Origin of the sequence: Otoolea muris (assembly GCF_943193115.1) — a bacterium.
Lineage (GTDB): Bacteria > Bacillota > Clostridia > Lachnospirales > Lachnospiraceae > Otoolea > Otoolea muris.
Genome location: NZ_CALPCY010000023.1, coordinates 12,621 through 32,281, shown reverse-complemented (window position 1 = coordinate 32,281; position 19,661 = coordinate 12,621). Strand labels below are relative to the sequence as shown.

Here is a 19,661-nt window from a genome sequence, read left to right as displayed (position 1 = left end):
TTGTGTAATCAGAAAAACACATTAGGAGGGGTCTTATAAGTATGCTGCCGCAGCAATCCCTGCGCGTCCGGGTATCTTTATGCCATCCGGAAATATTGTGTCAGCCGCTCTGTAAGTGTGATATCGGTTTCTTCAAAAACAGACTGTACGACCATATCTCCGCATTTACACAGATACGGGTTTTTTACCTTTTGAATAAAATCTGCAATTCTTTCTTCTTTTGGCAATCGGCTCTCCACCACAATGTCCTGAATATCCACGAGATCGCTTCTGTTGACCTCATTGGGATCTGCTAAACGCAACTGTTCTAAATCTGCCATCGCTTTATTGTCAGTCTCTCCCACCTAATATGTTGTATATCATATGAAAAAAGCGGATTGTCCTATTCCTGATACCGTCCGCCGGAGCGGCGGCGGCTGATCCGCAGCTTCGGGCAGTAAAAAACGCCGTTTCCGGCTCCTTTCACAAGGAGGCGGAAGCGGCGTTTTTTTTGCGTGTTTAATACTTTGCGTCTGCAAAGCTGACAGGGATGTCCTGAGCCTGCGGGGCAGAGTAACTGCTGACACTGGCTCTGGGAGCGGGAGCGGCGTCGCTGACGGTACTGCTGTCCTCCAAACGGAACCGCGAAATCAATTGCTTGAGTACATTAGCCTGGCTGGAAAGCTCCTCGCTGGCAGCGGCGGACTCCTGGGATGTGGCGGAGTTGGTCTGAACCACGCTCGAGATCTGATCCACAGCGGTGGAGATCTGGGAGATGGAAGCCGTCTGCTCCTCAGCGGCGCTGGCAATCTTGCCTACCGCGTCCAGAACCTTCTGGGAACTGCCCACCACGACCTGAAGAGCCTGGCTGGTTTCATGGGAGAGATCAAGCCCCTCCTTGACTGCCTTCACGGTACCCTCGATCAGGGTTGTCGTGCTCTTGGATGCGTCCGCGGACTTACTGGCCAGGTTGCGCACCTCGTCGGCCACCACGGCGAAGCCTTTGCCGGCGGCGCCGGCGCGGGCGGCCTCTACAGCGGCGTTCAGCGCCAGAATGTTGGTCTGGAACGCGATGTCTTCAATGGTCTTGATCACTTTGCTGATCTCGGTGGAATGCGTCTCAATCTTGTTCATGGCGTTCAGGAGGGATTCCATATCGCTGAAGCACACGCCGATTTGCTGGTGGGACTGTTCGTTTTCTGTCTTGGCGGTTCTGGCGTAGGCAGCAGTGGATTCCACCTGCTGGCTGACCTCCTGAATGGTAGCGGCCAGCTCCTCCACAGAAGATGCCTGCTGGGTTGCGCCCTGAGCCAGGGCCTGAGCGCCGCTGGACACCTGCTCGCCTCCGGCGTTTACCTGAGCCGCGGCAGATTCGATCCTGGAGAGGGTCTCGCTCATGGAAGATTTCATAACTCTCATGGCTTTCAGGATATCAGCGTAATCGCCAATATAGGCATCGCTGTGTCGGCTCTTTACCGTAAAGTTACCCTGGGCCAGTTCGTCCATACAGTAGCTGATATCGCCGATCAGCACCTTGACAATCTCTGTCATGCTCCGCATGTTATCCGCCATCTCTCCCAGTTCATCCCGGGACTGGTATGTAATCTCCACATCCATATCGCCTTTACAAACACGGGAGGCTACCTGACGCATCTCCTCCACGGGCCTGCGCACGCTGTCGCTCATGAAAATGGCCAGAATGACACTGATCACTACCGCAGCCACGATCAGGCCGATTACGATCATGTCCGCAATGCCGGCCAGACGTTTGCCCTCCTCCACATTTGCCAAAGCGTTGGTTTCGGAGGTCTCACAGAGGCTGGTCAAAATGTCACGGTTGGCGTCCATATAAGGCTTGTAATTGGACTTGTATAAGGCCAGCGCATCATCGTCCTTCTGCTGCGCGGCCAGATCCAGGATCTGAGGCAGATAGCTGGACGCCTGATTTAAATTTTCCTCCACTGTGGACAACTGGGAGGATCCCCCGGATGAGCCGGTGATCTTCTGCTCAGTCTCCTTCAGCTCGTCCACCAGGGTGTAGATGTAGTTAAAATCACTCTGGGCATTGGCATACGCTTGATCACTGTACTCTACAATGGTCGAGAGGATATTGCCCCGGGCGGAGAATACGGTGCGGCGGGCATCCATAGCCAGGGATACCGTTTTAAACTGCATGTCATAGAAATTCTGCAGCCTTTTGCTCGACTGATTAAGCATAACGATTGATGTAATACCCACAATGAGCAGCAAAAGCACAATAATAAAATAGGAAATGAGCATTCGGCTGCGGATTTTTAAGTTCTTAATCATTTGATTCAACATTTCATAATCTCTCCTTTGTTATATTTCACCTTCAACAAAATAGTGGATGCATTGTTCAGGCCGCCCACTTCTGCCTATGTCTTTTGTATGTGTATTACATTACATTCGGTATATCTGCCTATGTCCTCACCTCTCCCTAAAATGATTTCCTTTATTCATTATACCTCAAAACATTTCTTTTTAACAGACTGTTTTTATCCAAAGTCCTATGTTATTTCATGGTCCTCCTGACTTTATCCCTATAATAACAGATGGGTAGGAGCGCGATATCCCCATCTCTCCCGCAATCTCTTTCTGTGTATGCTCCTTTTCTCCAAACAGGCCGTATCGCTTGCGCACGACCAGTTTTTCCGTCTCCTTTAAACAGCCGTCAAACGCCTCATACAGCGCCGTGACATCCTGCGCGCGGATGAGCTCCTCCAGCGCGGCTGTCTCGTCTGCCTCCAGGACGTCAATCAGATTGACCGTCTCCCCGTCCTTATCGACCCCGATCGGATCGTAAAGCGATACGTCCCTGGCATACTTTTTGCCGGCGCGCAGCAGCATCAGGATTTCATTTTCCACACATTTCGCCGCATACGTCGCCAGACGCGAGCCCCGCTCCGCCTTAAAGGTGTTGACGGCCTTTATAAGCCCGATGGTTCCCACAGACAGCAGATCCTCGGTCTCATAATCCGTATACTGGTACTTCTTTATAATATGCGCCACAAGCCTTAAATTCCGCTCAATCAGCACTGCCCTGGCTTCCTCGTCGCCCTCTCTCCAGCGTTTTAAATATTCTGCTTCTTCACCGGCCGTAAGTGGTTTGGCAAATGTCTTCAAAGAAAGCCACCTCAAGACTACGTTACTCTATCTTATGCCGCCCGAAACCCTGAAGTGCTTTTACAAAAAAAGGCTGGCTGGTACTATTTTATTAGAAGAAACCGCGGATCATGCCTGTATGTATCCACGCCCGGAACTCCGCCGGCGGTAACGGTTCAGATAGGTCTGCGCACCTGCTGCGCTGACCGTACGAAAACGCGGCGGCAGCAGGCATCCGCCCCATCGCGAAGCGATTTTCATGGGCAGATGCCGTAACAGTTCAGGTTGTCTGAACGGTTACCATCGGCGTCCGCGAGGCCGGGAACCAGACGGCTATTCGCTGTACAAAAGCTCCGCGATGATTTCCACGGCGTCGGAAATACATTCCGGGCAGGGACGCAGCACGGTTCCCGTGTCCAGGCCCTTTAAATCGCGGCAGAGTACCGCCCCGTCCTTTTCTTTAAAACGCTCCAGACAGGCCCTGGCCAGGCGGTAGGACGACGCCTTGGAATCCGGCGCTTTTAAGTTGCCTGTGCTGCACTTCGCGCCGGCCAGCACCCCCGCCGCCGCGATCGCGCCGCACATCCCCTGCATCCCGCCCATCCCCAGGCCAAGGCCCTCTGTCAGGCGAAAGATCGTCTCCTCGTCAAAATCCGTCCGGTCCGAGAATGCGCACGACACGGACTGCGCGCAATTATAGCCCTTTTTGTGATTTTCATGGGCAATTGAAATTTTAGAATCGATCTCTTCTCTGGTCATGGTTTTATTCTCCTTTTTGATTTTTCATTGATGATTCCTCAGGCAAATGAAAGGACATCGGCTCAGACCCAAATCTCCCCCAGCCTGTACGAATAGATGCACCGTTCCTTTACCCGTTTCCCGCTTATCTGGCAGAGCGCGCGCTCATAGTAGCGTATCTGCGCCTCATAGCGGTTTTTCAATACCTCCTCATTGGCCGCATAATCGGTCTTATAATCGACCACCACCAGCTCGCCGTCCTCCTCGAAAAATGCGTCGATGATTCCCTGGATCAGAACCAGCTCGCCGGAATCCCAGTCCCCCATCTCGCGGGCCGGGATCCCGATCACAAACGGCTGCTCCCGCCTCAGCCGCCCGGCCCGGGCGGCGCGGCACAGACGGCGGCCCAGCCCGGTTTTCAGGAAGGCCGCGATATCGCCCGGCCGTATGAGGGAGGCCGCCTCCTGCGTGATACGTTTTTCCTTCTGAAAACGCGCAAGACAGGAATGAATCCATGCCAAAAGCGCCTGATCCGTGGAGATATCCCCCTCTCCGATCTCTTCAAACGGCAAAAGCTGCATCAGGCGGTGATAGGCGTTTCCGCGCGTGGTTCCGCCCTCCTCCCGCTCCTCCTCTCCCATAAAGGCCGGGAGCGTGGGCAGGTAAGCCGTCTCCTCCTCTTCCTCCTCCAAATGGGCGCGCTTGAGCTCAGATACAGACATCTTGGTGTTCAGGACCATATCCGCCTGGAACGGATAGCGGAATGTAAACGAGCGGGTAAGGCGTTCCCGGAACGCCTCGTCATACGTCTCGTCCGGCCGCTCCCCGAACAGCTCCTCAAGGCTGTCCCGGCGCGCAAGCTGGGCCCCGATCTCGCGCGAAAGCTGCCCGGCCGCCTTTTCCTCGCGGACCGCAATCCGCACCGGGGCGGGGGCCGCCCGCATGCTCATCAGGATCCAGTCCAGATATGACCCGGCCAGCGTCAGCACCGTGCAGGGGACGCGGCCCTCCTCCGGCGAAAAATGGTTCCATTTCTCCAGGCGGTCCGACAGTCCTTTTACGGACGCGGTGAGGATCAGCTTTTCCTTCGCGCGCGTCATGGCCACATAGAGCACCCTGAGCTCCTCTCCCAGGGCGTCCAGCTCCATGCGGCGCTTCATCACGTTTTTCTTAAGCGTCGGCCCCTTTAAGCGCTTCACCGGATCCAGATAATCGGTTCCGATCCCCAGATCCGCGTCGATCAAAAGCTTTCCCCTTGTATCCTGCTTATTAAACTGCTTCGCCATGGCCGCCACAAACACGATGGGGAATTCCAGGCCCTTGCTTTTATGGATACTCATGATCCGCACCGCGTCCGTCCGGCCTGTCTGCGCCCTGGCCTCCCCGAAATCCGTATTGTACTTTTTCAGCTTTTCGATATACCGGATAAAATGAAAGACGCCGCGGTAGCTGGTGCTCTCATAGGCGGCCGCCTTTTCCACCAGCATATCCAGGTTGGCCCGCCTGGCCTCCCCGCCCGGCATGGCTGACACGTACGAATAATATCCGGTTCTGTCATAGATGCGGTACAAAAGCTCATGCATGGGCAGATACACCGCCATGGACGTAAGCTCCGCCAGCAGGCCGGACAGCTCCTTTAAGCGCGCGGCCAGCGCCGGCCGCCGGCCGCAGCCCGAAACATCAACGCCCTCGTCCTCCTCTAAGTACGCCCTGACCGCCCAGTAAAGCCCCTTGTGGGCCTCTTTCGCGCCGGCAGCCTTGTACCAGGCCGCGATGTGCGCCATCTCCTCGTCCGTGAGGGCCCCGATCGGCGATTTCAGAACCGAGGCCAGCGGGATATCCTGAATGGGATTGTCAATCACGGCCAGAAGGTTTAAAACCGTCTCCACCTCGATTGCGGTAAAATACCCGGTCCGCGACTCAGCCGCTGCCGGAATGCCGAAACGCCCCAGCACCTCGCAGAAGCTCTCCGCCCAGCCGCTGACGCTCCTTAAAAGGATCACGATATCCCCGTACCCGGCCCTTCTGTAGCGTTTTTCCTCCTTGTCCCAGACCGTAAGCCCCGTCTCCGGATCCACGAGCTCCTTAATCCGGCCCGCGATCATGCCGGCCTCCAGCTCCCTGGCCGTGTAGTCTGAGAGATCCTCATCCAGCTCTTCGAGCGCGCCGGCCGCTGTATCGATCAGCAGAAGCTCGGTTTCAAGCTCCGAAAGCCCCTCCCGCTCTTCAAACACCGCCCCGGCATGGAGCGCCGCATCCTCCGTATAGGCAATGCCGCCCAGCTTTTTCGTCATAATGCGGTAAAACACATCATTCACGCTGTCCAGAACCGCGCTGCGGCTGCGGAAATTCTGGTGCAGCTCGATCTTCTGAAACGGCCCGTCCTCCCGCGCATAGGCATCGTATTTTTCCAGAAACAGCTCCGGCCGCGCCAGGCGGAATTTGTAGATGCTCTGCTTCACATCTCCCACCATAAAGACATTGGGCTGCCCGAAGCGCTCCCTGGAAATATAGCGGATCAGCGTTTCCTGCACCAGATTGCTGTCCTGGTACTCATCCACCAGAATCTCGTCAAACTGACGGCTCAGCTCGTCCGCCACCGGCCCCGGCGCCCGCGCGGCTCCGGCCTCCCGCCCTGTCCCGTCCTCTTTTCCTGTCCCGGAACCGTCCTCCTCATCGCGGCCTTCTCCCTCACCGCGGCGGTTCTCCATAGCGGAGCCGTTTTCCATATCAGAGTCATCCCCCGCGTCGCGGCCTTCCCCCGGCTCTGTCAATGCCTGGAGGGCAAAATGCTCCAGATCATTGAAATCCAGCACATTTTTTTCCTTTTTCTTTTCCTGAAACCGTCTGGAAAACTCCTCAGTGAGCTCCAGAAGCATCAAAAGCCCGTCCCGGCTCTCCTCCAGATCGCGCAGCGCCTGTTCCGGGGACTCGAACAGATATTCTTCTTTGAGCCGCTCCACCGCCTTTTTGATGCGCTTCCTGCAGTCCGAAACCTTTTCCTTTTTCTCCGGATTCACGGAATGCTTATTTCCCCGGATCGCCGCCAGGCGGGAAAAGGCGACGCCGCCCACCGCGCGGCTGAACGCCTCATAGGAATCCGTACATGCAAGGATATGGCTTATCTGGCTCAAATCCTCCCGGATCGCCGCCAGATACGGCTGCGGCCCGTCCTCCTCTTCACAGAGCATGGCCGCCTCAGAGAGCTCCCGCATCCACTCTTCTGCCTGCATGGCCGCATCCTTCAAAAGGAAACGCATCCACTCCGTCTGGTTAAACCCCTCGGGCGAAGCGTCCTCAAGCTCCCTCCGGCAGCGCGCCAGCCATTCCTTTGGCCACGGATTGCTCTGTGAAAATGCGTAGACCTGAAAAATGGCCTCATCGATCCCGGCGTCCGCCTTTCCCACCGCATAGGCGTCCACAAACGCCTCATAGCGCTCCCCGCCGTTCTCATAGTAGTCCTCCAGCATATCGCGCATCACATCCGCGCGCAGCAGGAGCATTTCCCCCTCATCCCCCACGCGGAATGCCGGATCCAGATGCAGACGGTCAAAATGCTCTTTTAAGATATACAGGCAGAAGCTGTCAATGGTCGTGATCCGCGCATACTGCGCCATCACCGCCTGGCGCTGGAGATGGCCGTTGTCCGGCTGCTCCTCAAGCTTCTTCTCGATCGCCTCCTGGATCCGCTCCCGCATCTCCGCCGCCGCCGCCCGGGTGAAGGTCATGACCAGAAGGCGGTCGATCTCCAGCGGATGCTCCCCCTCTGTGACCATCCGCACAATCCGCTCCACCAGAACCGCCGTCTTCCCGCTTCCCGCCGCGGCCGAGACCAGCAGATTCCGGCTGCGGCTCTCAATGACCTGCCTCTGTTCCCTTGTCCAATCGACTGCCATACCTACTTATCCTCCAGAAACGCATGGCTCATGATGTAAAATTCCTCCTGGCTTGGCCGGTGTTCCTTCTTCATCTCCTCCAGCGCATCATCGTACCGCCCGGCCGCTTCCTCGTCAAAGGCCATCACCGGGCTGCCATGATACGTCTGCCGCCTGCCGTCCAGCGCGTGGGGAACCAGCTCTTTCACCATCATCGCCGCCGGATACTTCCCGTTTTCGTCGCAGATATGATGTTTCCTGCAGCTCTGAAACCCGCGGCCCACATAGTTTGCGGGGCTTCCGAATATCACGATCACATCATAGCCAAGCGATACGGCCTTCTCAAAGGAATATTCCATGAGGCTTGCGCCGTACCCCATCCGCTGGTATTCCGGCAGTATGCAGACCGGGCCAAAGGTGAGGATCGCTTTTTCCCGGCCCGCCTCATCGACCAGTCCGGCCCGTGTATACATTATACTGCCAATCACCTGCCCGTCAAGCTCTGCCACAAAATCCAGCTCGGGGATAAAGTCCTCATGACAGCGCATGATATGCGCCAGATAATGCTCCACACATCCCGGAATGTAAAGATTGTAAAAGGCTTTTCTGATCAGCGCTTCTACAATTGTATAGTCGTTTTCTGTTTCATTTCGTATCGTAAACAAGGCCATGCCCCCTTCGATAATTGTATGTTTTGTATTATTATATCGGATATCATGGCAAAAGTCATCTATTATCTTGGCAGGGGAGCGTAAAACGGGAGCGGAATCGTTCAGGTTGCAATGTATTTACTGTCTTAACTGCTGCGCAGAACCAGAACCATGACGCTGGAATTATTACAATTTCACGATTCCTTACCACTGTCATTATCATCACATTTCTGACAGTGCGGCATCGTATATTCCGTATCTTCTTTGCGGTAAGCCCCCGACCACTGGCAGATGCTCTGCAGGATCGGGACAGCAGACATTCCTTTTTCTGAGAGAGAATACTCCACCCTGAGGGGAATCTCATCATAAGACTTTCTGTTTATCATCAGCATTTTGAATGAAGCGCCGAGAACCGCATCCGTAATATTCGTGAGCACGCTGCGCAGTCCGCCGGCAACCTAGAGCGTGTTTGAAAAATGCTTTCTGCCAGATGTGCGTTCCGCTTTGTGGGAGATTTGGGCCAAATGAACGCGGCGCAGCGGGCTGCGTTAAGTGAATTTGGCACAAATATGCCGCAAAGTGGGGCGTGCAGATGGCGGGAATGATTTTTCAAACACGCTCTAGCTCCGGCGGCCTCTTCACACATCCCCTTCCTCCGCCGCCTTCACAATCTGCTCCCAAATCTCCTCCGCCCCCGGGCTGTCCAGCCTCCTAAACCCATATCCCTCGGTCTTCAAATCAAACCCGCACACACTGTGGTACGGGCAGAAATCGCAGGCCGTCCGCATCCCGTTTTTATACGGCGAAACAGAAACCCGGCCGTCTAAAATCTCCCGCCCCATACGTCTCATCTTCTGATTCACAAAGGCCCCCAGGGCCGCGAACCGCTCCTCGCCCGCCACGGAGGAACGCCGCATCACGATCGCGTCGTCCTTAATCGAAACCGGCACAACGCTCGAATCCACGCTCCCGCCTCCGCCGAAATCCAGGCGGTGATCCAGATGTCCCAGCGCCGCCGGATCCCCGTTTACCAGCCCGTTCATGCGCAGCTTCTTTAAGATCCCCGCCGGATCCGGCGAATCGTCTTCATCAAGCGCTGCCTCCCCGCGATCCAGCATCGGGTCATCGATGTGGTAATAGAAGATCCCGGCCGGGATCACGCGTTTTTCCGGCCGCTCGCGCTGCACCTTTTCCACCGCCGCGTCCATATAGACCACGAGCTGGAGCTGCAGGCCGTGGTACAGCTCCGTCAAGTCGAATTTTGTCTTCCCTGTCTTATAGTCAATGATTTTCAAATACAGCAGATCCCCGTCCTCGCATAAGTCGATCCGGTCAATCCGCCCGCGCAGGTGGATGGCCTCCTCCCTGGAAATGGGGATTTTCATGGCGCGCAGGTTATCGGCCGGCGTAAAGGTTACCTCAAAGCCGCCCGGTTCAAAATCGCCCTTTTTGAGCTGCTCGGTCAGCGCCCATATCGTGCGGTCCATGATCCGGCGCACCTTCCGCTCCAGATAGCGGTTCCGGGCCGAGCTCTTCATGATCGTATTTCCGTACTCCGCCGCCACGTCCGCCACGCACTCGCCGACGAGGCGCGCGCGATCCTCGTCTGAAATGGCCCGAAACGAGCGTTTTTCCTCCTTCATGCGCCTAAAATACGCATCAATGCTCTGGTGGAACAGATTTCCGATATCCGCCGGGGCCAGCTCATAGGCCGGGCGCTCGGAAAGCTCCAGCCCGTAGGCAAGGAAATGGGCGTACGCGCAGGATGCGTAAAGCTCCATTCGCGTCACGCTGCCGCGCAGGATCTGGCTGTAAAGCGCCTTTGCCGCCGTCCGGCCGATCCCGCGATCCGTGTAAGAGTAAAATACAGCCTCCCCCAGGCGGCGGAGCTCTTCCCCATAGTCCCCGGAGGCGCGGAAAAAGGAAAACAGCTCCAGAAACGCCGCATCCTCCCGCTTTTCTTCATATTTCTTCATGCCGCCTATCACAGAGCGCAGCCCCAGAGGAAGCGACCAGGCCGCCAGAGCGTTCACATCCGGCGTCTCAATCCGCATCCCGGGAAACAGCTTCAAAAGCTGGCCCACCAGGCTTGACGGCCGCAGGCTCTTTCCATCCGCCGAGGCCATGGAAAACGACACATAGAGGGCTTTTGACGGCTTTGTGAGCGCAAGGTACAGATAAAACCGCTGCAGAAACCCTTCCTCCCTGGCGGTCGGGGCCAGCTCCACCTGCCGCGCCTTTAAACGGTTTCTCTCCGCTTCGGAGAGGATCCCGCCCCGCCCGGAAACACAAGGGACCACCCCGTCGTTCACGCCGACAAAAAACAGCGCCTTCACATGCGACAGCCGGCTCCTTGTAATATCGCCCACCGGAATCTGATCCACCACGGCGGGAATAAGCCCCACCTTGATCTCCGCAAAACCGGCGTCCAGAATATCGCAGTATTCCGCCCTGGAGATCCGCTCCTCTCCTAAAAGCGCCGTAATCCGGTCAAACAGCTCCATCACCAGGCCGTATGCCTGGCCGAATTCTTTCTCCAGGCTGACCTCGCCTGACGCATGGAACCGCGCCTCCATATCCCGCAGTTTTTCCTCCACGCCCAGCTCCTCAAGGAAATGCACAAGCCCTTCGGTCTTGGCCTGGACATCGGCGCTCCTGTCGGAAAAGATCGCCCGCAGCCCGGCCAGGGGCGCGAGGATCGCCTCCCTAAGCTCATTTAACTCCAAAAGATTGATAAGCTCCGCCCCGCGGTACGTCCTCTCCCACGGCGCGTTCCATTTCGCAAAGCCCCGGATCCCCAGAGCCAGGACATAATTCTCCAGCACATAGAGCCGCTCGTCCACCGGAACCGCCAGCCCCGTTTTCAGATAGCGGAACATGCTCTCATAAGAAAAATTTTTCCGGACCGCATCAAGCGCCGCCCGAATCAGCTCCACCATGGGATTCCCCATGATAGTTTTCTTATAATCAATAAAAAACGGGATCCCGTTTTCCGAAAACTGGCGGACAATCTCCCTGGAATACGAAGGCAAATCGCCGGTCAGCACCGCAATATCGCGGTAGCGCAGGCCCTCTTCCCTGACCAGGCGGCAGATCTCCCCGCACACAAGCTCCACCTCCCGGCCAGGGGCCGCCGCCTGCCACAGAAAGAGGCTTTCGCGGCCCTCTCCCTGCCCATACTGCGCCGCATGGTACCGGAACAGCTCCCTCTCGATAAACTGGAGCTGCGGGCTCTCCCGGAACCTCCAGTACGGAACGCGGTCCAGAAACGTATCCTCCTCCCGGCCGCAGCCCGCCCCGGCCGCCAGATCGATGAGGCGGCAGACCGTATGGCGGCTCATGTGGAACAGCTCCTGCATGGAAGCCTCGCGGTAAGGATGATCGGCGGGATCCATGGTCACGGTCACCGTCACCCGCTTACAGTAGATAAGAAGCAGCTCCAGCACCTTATACTGCACCGGCGTAAAGCCCGTATAGCCGTCCAGTGTCACCACGCTGTTTTTGATAAGCGCCGAGCGCGGCAGCTCGCGCGCCAGGATCTCCAGAAGCTCCTCCTTGGCGATCATCCGCTCGCTTGTGTATTCCTTAAAGGCCCTGTACAGCGCATGCATATCCTGGAGCTTTCTCTTCAGCAGCGGGCTCGTCTCCTCCTGCGACAGCTCAAAGAGCCGTTCCCCGGTGAGGCCGTATTGGAAAAACTCGGACAGCATGGATTTCAGCTCCCCGATAAAGCCGATCTGATCCAGATGGCTCCCAAAGAGCTTCAAATCCTTCTTTACCCCGGCCGCCACCTTGCGCAGCACCATAGCCTTTCCCATATCGTCCAGAACCGCCAGCCGTTCCACTGCCAGCTCCTCAAAAATCCGCCACGCCAGCCGCTCAAAGCTCACGATATCAATGTTCATCACGCCGTGGCAGGGGTGAAGGGATACAATCTCCTTCTGCGTCTGCATCGTAAACTGCTCCGGGACAATGGCAAAAAAACGTCCCCCGGGCTCTCTTATGGACTCCTGTATGAGCTCCTCATAGAGATACCTCGTCTTTCCCGAACCGGAACCGCCGATCACAAACCGTAATGACATCTCTCACCCTCTCCTCCCCATGCATGCCGGAACACGCGTGTTAAAATACACAAAAACCGGAAGCCTGCCCATTTCCGCAGGTTTTCCGGTTTTTTGTTTCCATTTCGTTTAAGCGAGCTTCGCCTTAGCCAGCTCCGCCAGCTTTGCAAACCCGGCCGCGTCGCTGATCGCCATGTCGGATAAAACCTTGCGGTTCATCTCAACGCCGGCCAGCTTTAAGCCGTGCATCATCCTGCTGTAGGATAAGCCGTTGATACGGGCCGCGGCGTTGATACGGGCAATCCACAGACGGCGGAACTGCCTCTTTCTCTCCTTACGTCCTGCATAGGAGCTCGCCAGCGCCCTCATAACGGACTGCTTTGCCACCCTGTACTGTTTGGAACGCGCGCCTCTGTAGCCCTTTGCCAGCTTCAGCACCCGGTTATGTTTTTTTCTGGCGTTTAAACCGCCTTTTACTCTTGCCATATCTTATTTCCTCCTTCTTCCCAAATCCTATAAGTACGGTAAAATCTTCTTCATTACCTTGCTGTTTGTAGCGTCCGTAACAATGTCTTTCCTGAGATTTCTCTTTCTCTTCGAGGACTTCTTGGTTAAGATATGGGATTTGTAAGCTTTATTTCTTACTAATTTTCCGCTTCCTGTTTTCTTAAAGCGCTTAGCGGCCGCTCTGCTTGTTTTCATTTTAGGCATATTGATGTTTCCTCCTTCATATTGGTCTGTTGCGCAGCCGTCCAGCTCTTGCGGACAGCCGCTCTATTATAGCGTTTTGTCACACTAATCGAAAAGACAGGCTCTTTGCGAATAAACGGAACTCCCCGTCCTTCGTTACCGTTTTGCGCTTAGGAAAAGCACAAGGGTTCTGCCCTCTACCTTTGCAGGCTTATCAACCGTGGCAATATCGGACAGCTTTTCCGCAAAATCGTCAAGGATGTATTTCGTCTTGGACATATGAGCCATCTCGCGGCCCCGGAAACGAAGCGTCACCTTCACCTTGTTTCCCTTGGTGAGAAACTTCCTGGCATTATTCATCTTGGTGTTTAAATCATTCTCATCAATATTGGGCGAGAGGCGGACTTCCTTCACCTCGATCACCTTCTGCTTCTTCTTCGCTTCCTTCTCTTTTCGGGCCAGCTCGTACCGGTATTTACCATAATCAATGATCTTGCATACCGGCGGCTTCGCAGTCGGGGCGATCTTTACCAGATCAAGCTCTGCTGCCTTTGCCTTCTCATACGCTTCCCTTGCGGACATGATTCCAAGCTGTTCTCCATTCTCTCCAATCAGACGAACCTCCCTGTCGCGGATCTGTTCGTTAATCATTAATTCGCTAATAGCCGTACACCCCCATAAATTTGATTGATCTGTTCATACTCCCTGAGATAAACATACTGCCGCTCTTTGTATAACAAAAATAAGCGGACAGACTATCCGCTTATCATAACTGAACGCCCGAAAGGGACGCTTTCTTACGATATAAACCCATGGTCACTGCCTCGTGCCAGGGTGAGGTGGATAACCTGCTTTCCTGATTTGCCGCTCCTGACTTGGCGCGGCTTTTATAATATACTATATTGTGGGGGAAATGTCAAATGGTTTTTTAGTCTTTTTCAGTTGCTTTTTCAGTTTTCCCCGCCCCGTGAACTGTAACCAGTTTTCAGTTCTTCCAGCCGAGGGCAATCCAGCTATTCCTCAAACCATCCCCTGACGCGCCCGGACACTGCCGAAACCGCGGGGCCCAGGCAAAAACCGGTTACCAGCGTCGTCAGGCCCACGGCCGCGCCGAGCAAAAAGCCGATCGACAGTATTGACAGATCCCAGATCATACGGACATACCGGAATCCCAGCTTTCCCGCGCGGGCCGCGATGAGCTGAGGGATCGCGTCGTAGGGGGCGATTCCCAGATCAACCACCATATAGAAGGACACTGCAACCAGAAATAGGGCCATGCTGGCCGCAAACAGCGCCAGACGCATTGCCATCGATAATCCGTTTTCTGGTACAAATTCCCTGAAAACATACTGAAAAAAATCGGCGATATATCCCACGCCCGCCATATTTAAGACGGTTCCTATGCCGATTCGGGACAGATCGCAGCGAATCACAGGAACAAACATGAGGAGATTAAAAACCAACATGCATGTCCCAAACGATATGCCCGTCCAGTTGGACAGGCCTGTCCCAAAGGTGGAGCTGGGATCCGTCCCCAAGCCCACGATTTTAAACACAGCGATGCACATCCCCATAACCGTCAGGCTGATGATGAGCGCTGTGAGCCTTCTCCCCATGCGGGGACGTTTGAAATTTGCGGCAAATGCCTCCCTGTTCATATGTAATGAATATCCTTTCCCAATTAAAACGGTTCCGGCTTGCGGGCTATTCCCTGTTGTATAGCTAATGCGCTCCCGGAATCTCACAAAATCAGCCGTAAAGGCAGACGTGGAGGGACTCCGGGAGTACATCCCCAAAAAGGAGGCCGGCAGAACGGATCCTTCTTCTGCCGGCGTTCCCTTTATCCTATCTCGCGCGGAAGCTCGCGCATTCGGTCTGAACCGCCTCTGTGGCGTTTCCGCCTACAATGCCGATGTGCTCGGCGCTGCAGCGGCGCTCTTTATTGTATACACAATTCGTCGCCTCACATTCCACCTCCAGGCGGTTTTCCGGGGTCTTAAAGAGGTTGCGGAACATGTTTCCCTTCTTCTCATCATAGCTGCCGCAGCAGGTGTCGCACTTCTCCCTCGCGGCGTTGCCCTCAACCACAATCGTGTTCTTGCAGCAGCAATTCTCCGCGTTGTGTACGCATCCTGTTACATTACAATCCAGCTTTGTCATAATCTGATACCTCCTGACTGTTTTTTTCATTCACAAGAATCAGGATTAGTATGCGCGGCCGGTCTGATTTTATACATCAAAGGATTACGCGGCGTTACTCCGCCTTTTTCTCCACGGCGCGGATCTCTTTGCCGGCGATTTCTTTTTGAATCATGGAAATAAAATCGTTTACAGAGCTTGCGCCCTCGTCGCCTGCGAATCGGCTGCGGACGGCGACGGTCTTTGTCTCCTCCTCTTTCTGGCCCACGACCAGCATATAGGGGATCTTCTGCGTCTGCGCCTCGCGGATCTTGTAGCCGATCTTTTCCGAGCGCGTGTCGAGCTCCGCCCGGATGCCGGCCTCGTTTAACTGCTCAAGAACCTCTTTCGCGTAATCCGTATATTTGTCGGAAATCGGCAGCACCCTCGCCTGCACCGGGGCCAGCCAGGTCGGGAACGCGCCCGCAAAGTGCTCGATCAGGATGCCGATAAAGCGCTCAATGGAGCCAAAGGCCACGCGGTGGATCATGATGGGCTGATGCTTCTCGCCGTCCGCGCCCGTATATTCCAGCTCAAACCGCTGCGGGAGCTGGAAGTCGAGCTGGATCGTGCCGCACTGCCAGGTTCTGCCAATCGAATCCTCCAGATGGAAATCGATCTTGGGCCCGTAGAACGCGCCGTCGCCCTCATTGACCACATAGTCAAGCCCCAGCTCGTCAAGAGCCCCTCTAAGGCCCTCTGTGGCCATCTCCCAGTCCTCCTCGCTTCCCATGCTGTCCTCCGGCCGGGTGGAGAGCTCCACATGGTACTTAAAGCCAAACAGGGAATACACCTCGTTGATCAGGTGCGCGACTCCCTTGATCTCATCCTTAATCTGCTCCGGCATCATGAAAATATGCGCGTCGTCCTGTGTAAAGCAGCGCACCCGCATCAGGCCGTGAAGCTGTCCGGATTTTTCATGGCGGTGAACCAGCCCAAGCTCGCCGACCCGCATCGGCAGATCGCGGTAGGAACGCGGCTCAGAGGCATACACCAGGATCCCGCCCGGACAGTTCATGGGCTTGATCGCGTAGTCCTCCTCGTCAATCACGGTGGTGTACATGTTATTTTTATAATGCCCCCAGTGGCCGGACGTCTCCCACAGGCTCCGGTTTAAGATAACCGGCGTGGAGATCTCCACATAGCCCGCCTTTTTATGGATCTCCCTCCAGTAATCGAGGAGCGTGTTCTTAAGCGTCATGCCCTTGGGAAGGAAGAACGGGAAGCCCGGGCCGGCGTCGTGCATCATAAAGAGCCCTAATTCTTTGCCGAGCTTTCGGTGATCCCGCTTTTTCGCCTCCTCCATCATGGTGATATACGCCTCTAGGTCCTCTTTGGAGGCAAACGCGGCCGCGTAAATGCGGGTCAGCATCTTATTCTTCTCGCTGCCGCGCCAGTAAGCCCCGGCCAGGTTCATGATCTTAAAAGCCTTGCCCACGCCCTTTGTGCTCATCAGATGGGGCCCGGCGCACAGATCCGTAAATTCCCCCTGGCTGTAAAAGCTGATCTGGGCGTCCTCCGGCAGATCCTCAATGAGCTCCACCTTATACGGCTCCTCCTTTTCCCGCATAAACGCGATCGCTTCCTCCCTGGGCTTCGTAAAGCGCTCTAAAGGCAGGCCCTCCTTGATGATCTTCTTCATCTCCGCCTCGATCTTCGGCAGATCCTCCGCTGTCAGGGGAGAGGACGGATCCACGTCGTAGTAAAAGCCGTCTGCGATGGACGGGCCGATGGCCAGCTTCGTCTCCGGAAACAGGCGCTTCACCGCCTGCGCCATCACATGGCTGGCCGTATGGCGCAGCGCCGCCAGCCCCTTTTCGTCCTTTGCCGTTAAAATATTCACATGGCAGTCTTTGTCAACCACGGTGCGCAGATCCGCCGTCTCGCCGTCCACCTCGCCCAGGCACGCCATCCTTGCAAGGCCCTCGCTCACATCCTTTGCGATGTCGATGATCGGCACCGGGGCTGCATATTCCCGCACAGAGCCGTCTTTTAACGTAATCTTCATCTTCGTTTCTCCTTTATATTGATATGATGTGCAGCCGGGCTGGGAAACGCATTTTCCCAGCCCGGGCGCCCGTCAGCTTATGGCTGACATATTTCCTCCGGACGCCCGTGTGCATAAAAAATCCCCTGGCACGCATCGTCTGATGCAGGCCAGGGGACGGTATATGCCGCGGTTCCACCCCGTATTGCGCAGGCCGCTTCCCGGCCTGAACCTCTCTTGCTGATGATAACGGAATCACCGTTCCCGATTAAGGGACGCTCCGAGGTGGTCTTCGGACTCCGTCTGCTGTAACGCGCTTCCACCGTCTTGCGCCTCTCTCTGGACAGCTCCCGGAGCCTACTCGTCTCTTCAACGCGTTGGCTTATTGGTTTGATTATAGCATTCGGTTGAGGTTTGTCAAGAAGTTTTTGAATGAAAGCTACAGCGAAACAACCACGCTCTCCTTCGCGCACTCCGGAAGCGCGTCCTTATTCATGGACACGCTTAAGACGAACGTAATATGATGCTTCTTCCCAAGCGCCTCCAGCGTCTTATATGTCTCTTCCATGCTCTCGCCCTCAAGGCAGGCCAATTTGAGGAAACTGTCCAGGTACATCTGCTCCAGATCATGATCCTGGCAAATGATCCCGCAGATAAAGCCGATAAAGCCCTCGCTGCTGGTAATCGGGTACTCCTGCACGTTGATCAGACGAATCCGGTTATTTAACTCGTACATGTGCTTAGAGCTCTTGTCGAGATACACGATCGAACCCTTGGATTCCTTCACCGCCGTATTCGCCATATCCAGTAAATACTTTGTCTTTCCTTTTCCCTTTGCTCCTGAAATGATCTGAACCATAACAATCTCCTCCTTGGATTTTATTGAAGTTGTATAAAAAGTCAATTAATGTATAAATAATTATAGTATAAATCAGCCAAAAACGCAATCACAAATTCATGCTCTGTGACTTTTTTCATAAAAAATTCGACCAGATATCAGCCATTAATTGACAATTTTTGCAATAATATTCGACATATTGTCGTACAGAGCCGGCCGGCCGGCCGCTTTCATCACGATAGAAATATACTCATCGCCGGATGCGTCGGCGTTTCCCATCACCAGGCAGTTGCCGGCGGCCTGCGTGGTGCCGGTTTTTCCGCCCAGAACCGTAACGCCTTCCGGCGGCTGGCGGTCCCCCTTCTGATACCAGTTGCCCACGTTCCAGGTTTTGGAAACCGGGTTTCCTTCCGCGTCCGTGTAGCCGGCCGTGTAGGACTGGATCCCGATAATCTCGCGGAACAGCGGATACTTTAACGCCTCGTTAAACATCAGGTACAAGTCATAGGCCGTTGTATAGTGGTTCTCATCATGCAGGCCGCTGGGGTTCATGAAATGCGTCCCCGTCGCGCCCAGACGCCGCGCGCGTTCATTCATGCGCTCCGCGAAGGCTTCCACCGAGCCGGACATGTGTACCGCTATCGCATTGGCCGCGTCGTTTCCGGACGGCAGCATCAGTCCATAGAGCAGATCCATAAGCGTCAGACGATCCCCGGGCTTAATCCCGCACAGGGTGGCCCCTGCCTCCGTGATCACCGCGGCCTCCGTGACCGTCACCGTGTCCTCAAGGTTCCCCTCCTCGATCGCGATCAGGGCGGTCATGATCTTCGTGGTGCTGGCCGGATACATCTGCTCCAGCGCGTTCTTGCTGTAAATGACCTCCGCGCGGCTTATGTCAAACAGAGCGCCCGCCTCGGCCGATATGGACAGATCCGCCTCCGTATCGCCTGCCGGCACGCAGAGATGTTCCGCAAAGAACGGCAGGCAGGCAAGCTCCCCCTGCGCCTCTGACATGCCGTCCCGCTCCTCAAACGAATACGCCCCTTCAAGCTCCCCGCGACGCGATACGCCGCAGCCGGACAGAACCGCCGAGGCGGCGAGCACGGCGCAGAGGCCCTTTGTCACTCCCCGTTTCACCATCATTTGTAAATCTCCCGCCATTCCATATCGCCCCGGTCCAGCGCCTTAATCAGAAGCTCCGCCGTGGCCAGGTTGGTGGCCAGCGGAATATTGTGCATGTCGCACAGCTTCACCACGTCGTTGACGTCCGGCTCATGCGGCTTGGGGGCAAACGGATCCCGCAGGAAAATCAGAAGATCGATTTGGTTGTGTTCAATCTGGGAGCCAAGCTGCTGGCTCCCGCCCAAATGGCCCGGAAGGTACTTATGGACGGACAGGTTCGTAACCTCCTCAATCAGCCTGCCCGTCGTTCCGGTCGCATACAAGTCATGTTTGCTTAAAATCCCCCTGTAAGCAATGCAGAAATTCTGCATCAGCTTCTTTTTTGCGTCATGCGCAATCAACCCAATAAACATTGATATA

17 protein-coding genes and 2 pseudogenes are annotated in these 19,661 nt (G+C 55.4%); 1 reads left to right on the top strand and 18 read right to left on the bottom strand.

The genetic code is table 11. The features are described from left to right. Positions 1 to 77: 77 nt before the first annotated feature. From NFS31_RS14520 to NFS31_RS27770, 8 genes and pseudogenes are all read right to left on the bottom strand, one after another. The gene (locus tag NFS31_RS14520; protein WP_251496373.1) at positions 78 to 320 is read right to left on the bottom strand and encodes a DUF6870 family protein; all 243 of its coding nucleotides are present in this window, start codon (positions 318 to 320) and stop codon (positions 78 to 80) included. Between the two features lie 178 nt (positions 321 to 498). After that, the gene (locus NFS31_RS14515) at positions 499 to 2,301 is read right to left on the bottom strand and encodes a methyl-accepting chemotaxis protein (RefSeq protein WP_251496370.1); all 1,803 of its coding nucleotides are present in this window, start codon (positions 2,299 to 2,301) and stop codon (positions 499 to 501) included. Between the two features lie 216 nt (positions 2,302 to 2,517). Then, positions 2,518 to 3,138: an RNA polymerase sporulation sigma factor SigK gene (gene sigK, locus NFS31_RS14510; RefSeq protein WP_275563894.1), complete on the bottom strand. Its 621-nt coding sequence runs from the start codon at positions 3,136 to 3,138 to the stop codon at positions 2,518 to 2,520. Positions 3,139 to 3,435: 297 nt separating this feature from the next. Then, positions 3,436 to 3,861: a C-GCAxxG-C-C family protein gene (locus NFS31_RS14505; protein WP_251496364.1), complete on the bottom strand. Its 426-nt coding sequence runs from the start codon at positions 3,859 to 3,861 to the stop codon at positions 3,436 to 3,438. Between the two features lie 62 nt (positions 3,862 to 3,923). After that, positions 3,924 to 7,736 carry a helicase-exonuclease AddAB subunit AddA gene (gene addA / locus NFS31_RS14500; RefSeq protein ID WP_251496361.1) on the bottom strand — a complete coding sequence of 1,271 codons (3,813 nt, stop codon included), beginning with the start codon at positions 7,734 to 7,736 and terminating at the stop codon, positions 3,924 to 3,926. Positions 7,737 to 7,738: 2 nt separating this feature from the next. Beyond that, positions 7,739 to 8,380, bottom strand: coding sequence for a GNAT family N-acetyltransferase (locus NFS31_RS14495; protein ID WP_251496358.1), 642 nt, complete (start codon positions 8,378 to 8,380; stop codon positions 7,739 to 7,741). 179 nt (positions 8,381 to 8,559) lie between these two features. After that, entirely contained in the window at positions 8,560 to 8,802 is a 243-nt protein-coding gene (locus tag NFS31_RS14490; RefSeq protein ID WP_251496355.1) for a winged helix-turn-helix transcriptional regulator, read from the bottom strand. Continuing rightward, positions 8,751 to 8,918, bottom strand: a pseudogene (locus NFS31_RS27770) (DUF6783 domain-containing protein); the annotation flags it as partial. The gene NFS31_RS14490 and the pseudogene NFS31_RS27770, both read right to left, overlap by 52 nt. Between NFS31_RS27770 and NFS31_RS27765 the strand changes: the two are divergent. Then, positions 8,856 to 9,080, top strand: a pseudogene (locus NFS31_RS27765) (DUF6783 domain-containing protein). The pseudogenes NFS31_RS27770 and NFS31_RS27765 sit on opposite strands and share 63 nt — an antisense overlap. On the opposite strand, the gene addB reads toward NFS31_RS27765, so the two are convergent. From addB to mgsA, 10 genes are all read right to left on the bottom strand, one after another. Then, complete coding sequence (gene addB, locus NFS31_RS14485; protein ID WP_251496351.1) at positions 9,004 to 12,447, bottom strand: helicase-exonuclease AddAB subunit AddB; 3,444 nt, start codon at positions 12,445 to 12,447, stop codon at positions 9,004 to 9,006. The pseudogene NFS31_RS27765 and the gene addB overlap by 77 nt on opposite strands. Before the next feature lie 108 nt (positions 12,448 to 12,555). Continuing rightward, entirely contained in the window at positions 12,556 to 12,912 is a 357-nt protein-coding gene (gene rplT / locus NFS31_RS14480) for a 50S ribosomal protein L20 (RefSeq protein ID WP_251496348.1), read from the bottom strand. A gap of 27 nt (positions 12,913 to 12,939) precedes the next feature. Beyond that, positions 12,940 to 13,137 carry a 50S ribosomal protein L35 gene (gene rpmI / locus NFS31_RS14475; RefSeq protein ID WP_160227064.1) on the bottom strand — a complete coding sequence of 66 codons (198 nt, stop codon included), beginning with the start codon at positions 13,135 to 13,137 and terminating at the stop codon, positions 12,940 to 12,942. A 135-nt stretch (positions 13,138 to 13,272) separates the two neighbouring features. Then, on the bottom strand, positions 13,273 to 13,767 hold the full coding sequence (gene infC, locus NFS31_RS14470) for a translation initiation factor IF-3 (RefSeq protein WP_251496345.1): 495 nt from the start codon (positions 13,765 to 13,767) through the stop codon (positions 13,273 to 13,275). Positions 13,768 to 14,129: 362 nt separating this feature from the next. Further along, complete coding sequence (locus NFS31_RS14465; protein ID WP_251496342.1) at positions 14,130 to 14,774, bottom strand: YczE/YyaS/YitT family protein; 645 nt, start codon at positions 14,772 to 14,774, stop codon at positions 14,130 to 14,132. Between the two features lie 187 nt (positions 14,775 to 14,961). Next, the gene (locus NFS31_RS14460) at positions 14,962 to 15,276 is read right to left on the bottom strand and encodes a DUF1540 domain-containing protein (protein ID WP_251496339.1); all 315 of its coding nucleotides are present in this window, start codon (positions 15,274 to 15,276) and stop codon (positions 14,962 to 14,964) included. A gap of 94 nt (positions 15,277 to 15,370) precedes the next feature. Further along, positions 15,371 to 17,302 carry a threonine--tRNA ligase gene (gene thrS, locus NFS31_RS14455; protein ID WP_251496336.1) on the bottom strand — a complete coding sequence of 644 codons (1,932 nt, stop codon included), beginning with the start codon at positions 17,300 to 17,302 and terminating at the stop codon, positions 15,371 to 15,373. 418 nt (positions 17,303 to 17,720) lie between these two features. Further along, complete coding sequence (locus NFS31_RS14450; protein WP_251496333.1) at positions 17,721 to 18,140, bottom strand: twitching motility protein PilT; 420 nt, start codon at positions 18,138 to 18,140, stop codon at positions 17,721 to 17,723. A gap of 144 nt (positions 18,141 to 18,284) precedes the next feature. Then, the gene (locus tag NFS31_RS14445) at positions 18,285 to 19,259 is read right to left on the bottom strand and encodes a D-alanyl-D-alanine carboxypeptidase family protein (protein WP_251496452.1); all 975 of its coding nucleotides are present in this window, start codon (positions 19,257 to 19,259) and stop codon (positions 18,285 to 18,287) included. Next, complete coding sequence (gene mgsA, locus NFS31_RS14440; protein WP_251496330.1) at positions 19,259 to 19,654, bottom strand: methylglyoxal synthase; 396 nt, start codon at positions 19,652 to 19,654, stop codon at positions 19,259 to 19,261. The genes NFS31_RS14445 and mgsA overlap by 1 nt, the downstream gene beginning before the upstream one ends. Between the last annotated feature and the right edge of the window lie 7 nt (positions 19,655 to 19,661).

What these genes read in the sequence shown, in the direction of transcription:
- addA (WP_251496361.1), bottom strand. Translation starts at nt 7,736, where the DNA reads ATGGCAGTCGATTGGACAAGGGAACAGAGGCAGGTCATTGAGAGCCGC.
- mgsA (WP_251496330.1), bottom strand. Translation starts at nt 19,654, where the DNA reads ATGTTTATTGGGTTGATTGCGCATGACGCAAAAAAGAAGCTGATGCAG.
- NFS31_RS14505 (WP_251496364.1), bottom strand. Translation starts at nt 3,861, where the DNA reads ATGACCAGAGAAGAGATCGATTCTAAAATTTCAATTGCCCATGAAAAT.
- NFS31_RS14445 (WP_251496452.1), bottom strand. Translation starts at nt 19,259, where the DNA reads ATGGTGAAACGGGGAGTGACAAAGGGCCTCTGCGCCGTGCTCGCCGCC.
- NFS31_RS14450 (WP_251496333.1), bottom strand. Translation starts at nt 18,140, where the DNA reads ATGGTTCAGATCATTTCAGGAGCAAAGGGAAAAGGAAAGACAAAGTAT.
- NFS31_RS14520 (WP_251496373.1), bottom strand. Translation starts at nt 320, where the DNA reads ATGGCAGATTTAGAACAGTTGCGTTTAGCAGATCCCAATGAGGTCAAC.
- thrS (WP_251496336.1), bottom strand. Translation starts at nt 17,302, where the DNA reads ATGAAGATTACGTTAAAAGACGGCTCTGTGCGGGAATATGCAGCCCCG.
- NFS31_RS14465 (WP_251496342.1), bottom strand. Translation starts at nt 14,774, where the DNA reads ATGAACAGGGAGGCATTTGCCGCAAATTTCAAACGTCCCCGCATGGGG.
- NFS31_RS14515 (WP_251496370.1), bottom strand. Translation starts at nt 2,301, where the DNA reads ATGTTGAATCAAATGATTAAGAACTTAAAAATCCGCAGCCGAATGCTC.
- addB (WP_251496351.1), bottom strand. Translation starts at nt 12,447, where the DNA reads ATGTCATTACGGTTTGTGATCGGCGGTTCCGGTTCGGGAAAGACGAGG.
- rplT (WP_251496348.1), bottom strand. Translation starts at nt 12,912, where the DNA reads ATGGCAAGAGTAAAAGGCGGTTTAAACGCCAGAAAAAAACATAACCGG.
- rpmI (WP_160227064.1), bottom strand. Translation starts at nt 13,137, where the DNA reads ATGCCTAAAATGAAAACAAGCAGAGCGGCCGCTAAGCGCTTTAAGAAA.
- infC (WP_251496345.1), bottom strand. Translation starts at nt 13,767, where the DNA reads ATGATTAACGAACAGATCCGCGACAGGGAGGTTCGTCTGATTGGAGAG.
- NFS31_RS14460 (WP_251496339.1), bottom strand. Translation starts at nt 15,276, where the DNA reads ATGACAAAGCTGGATTGTAATGTAACAGGATGCGTACACAACGCGGAG.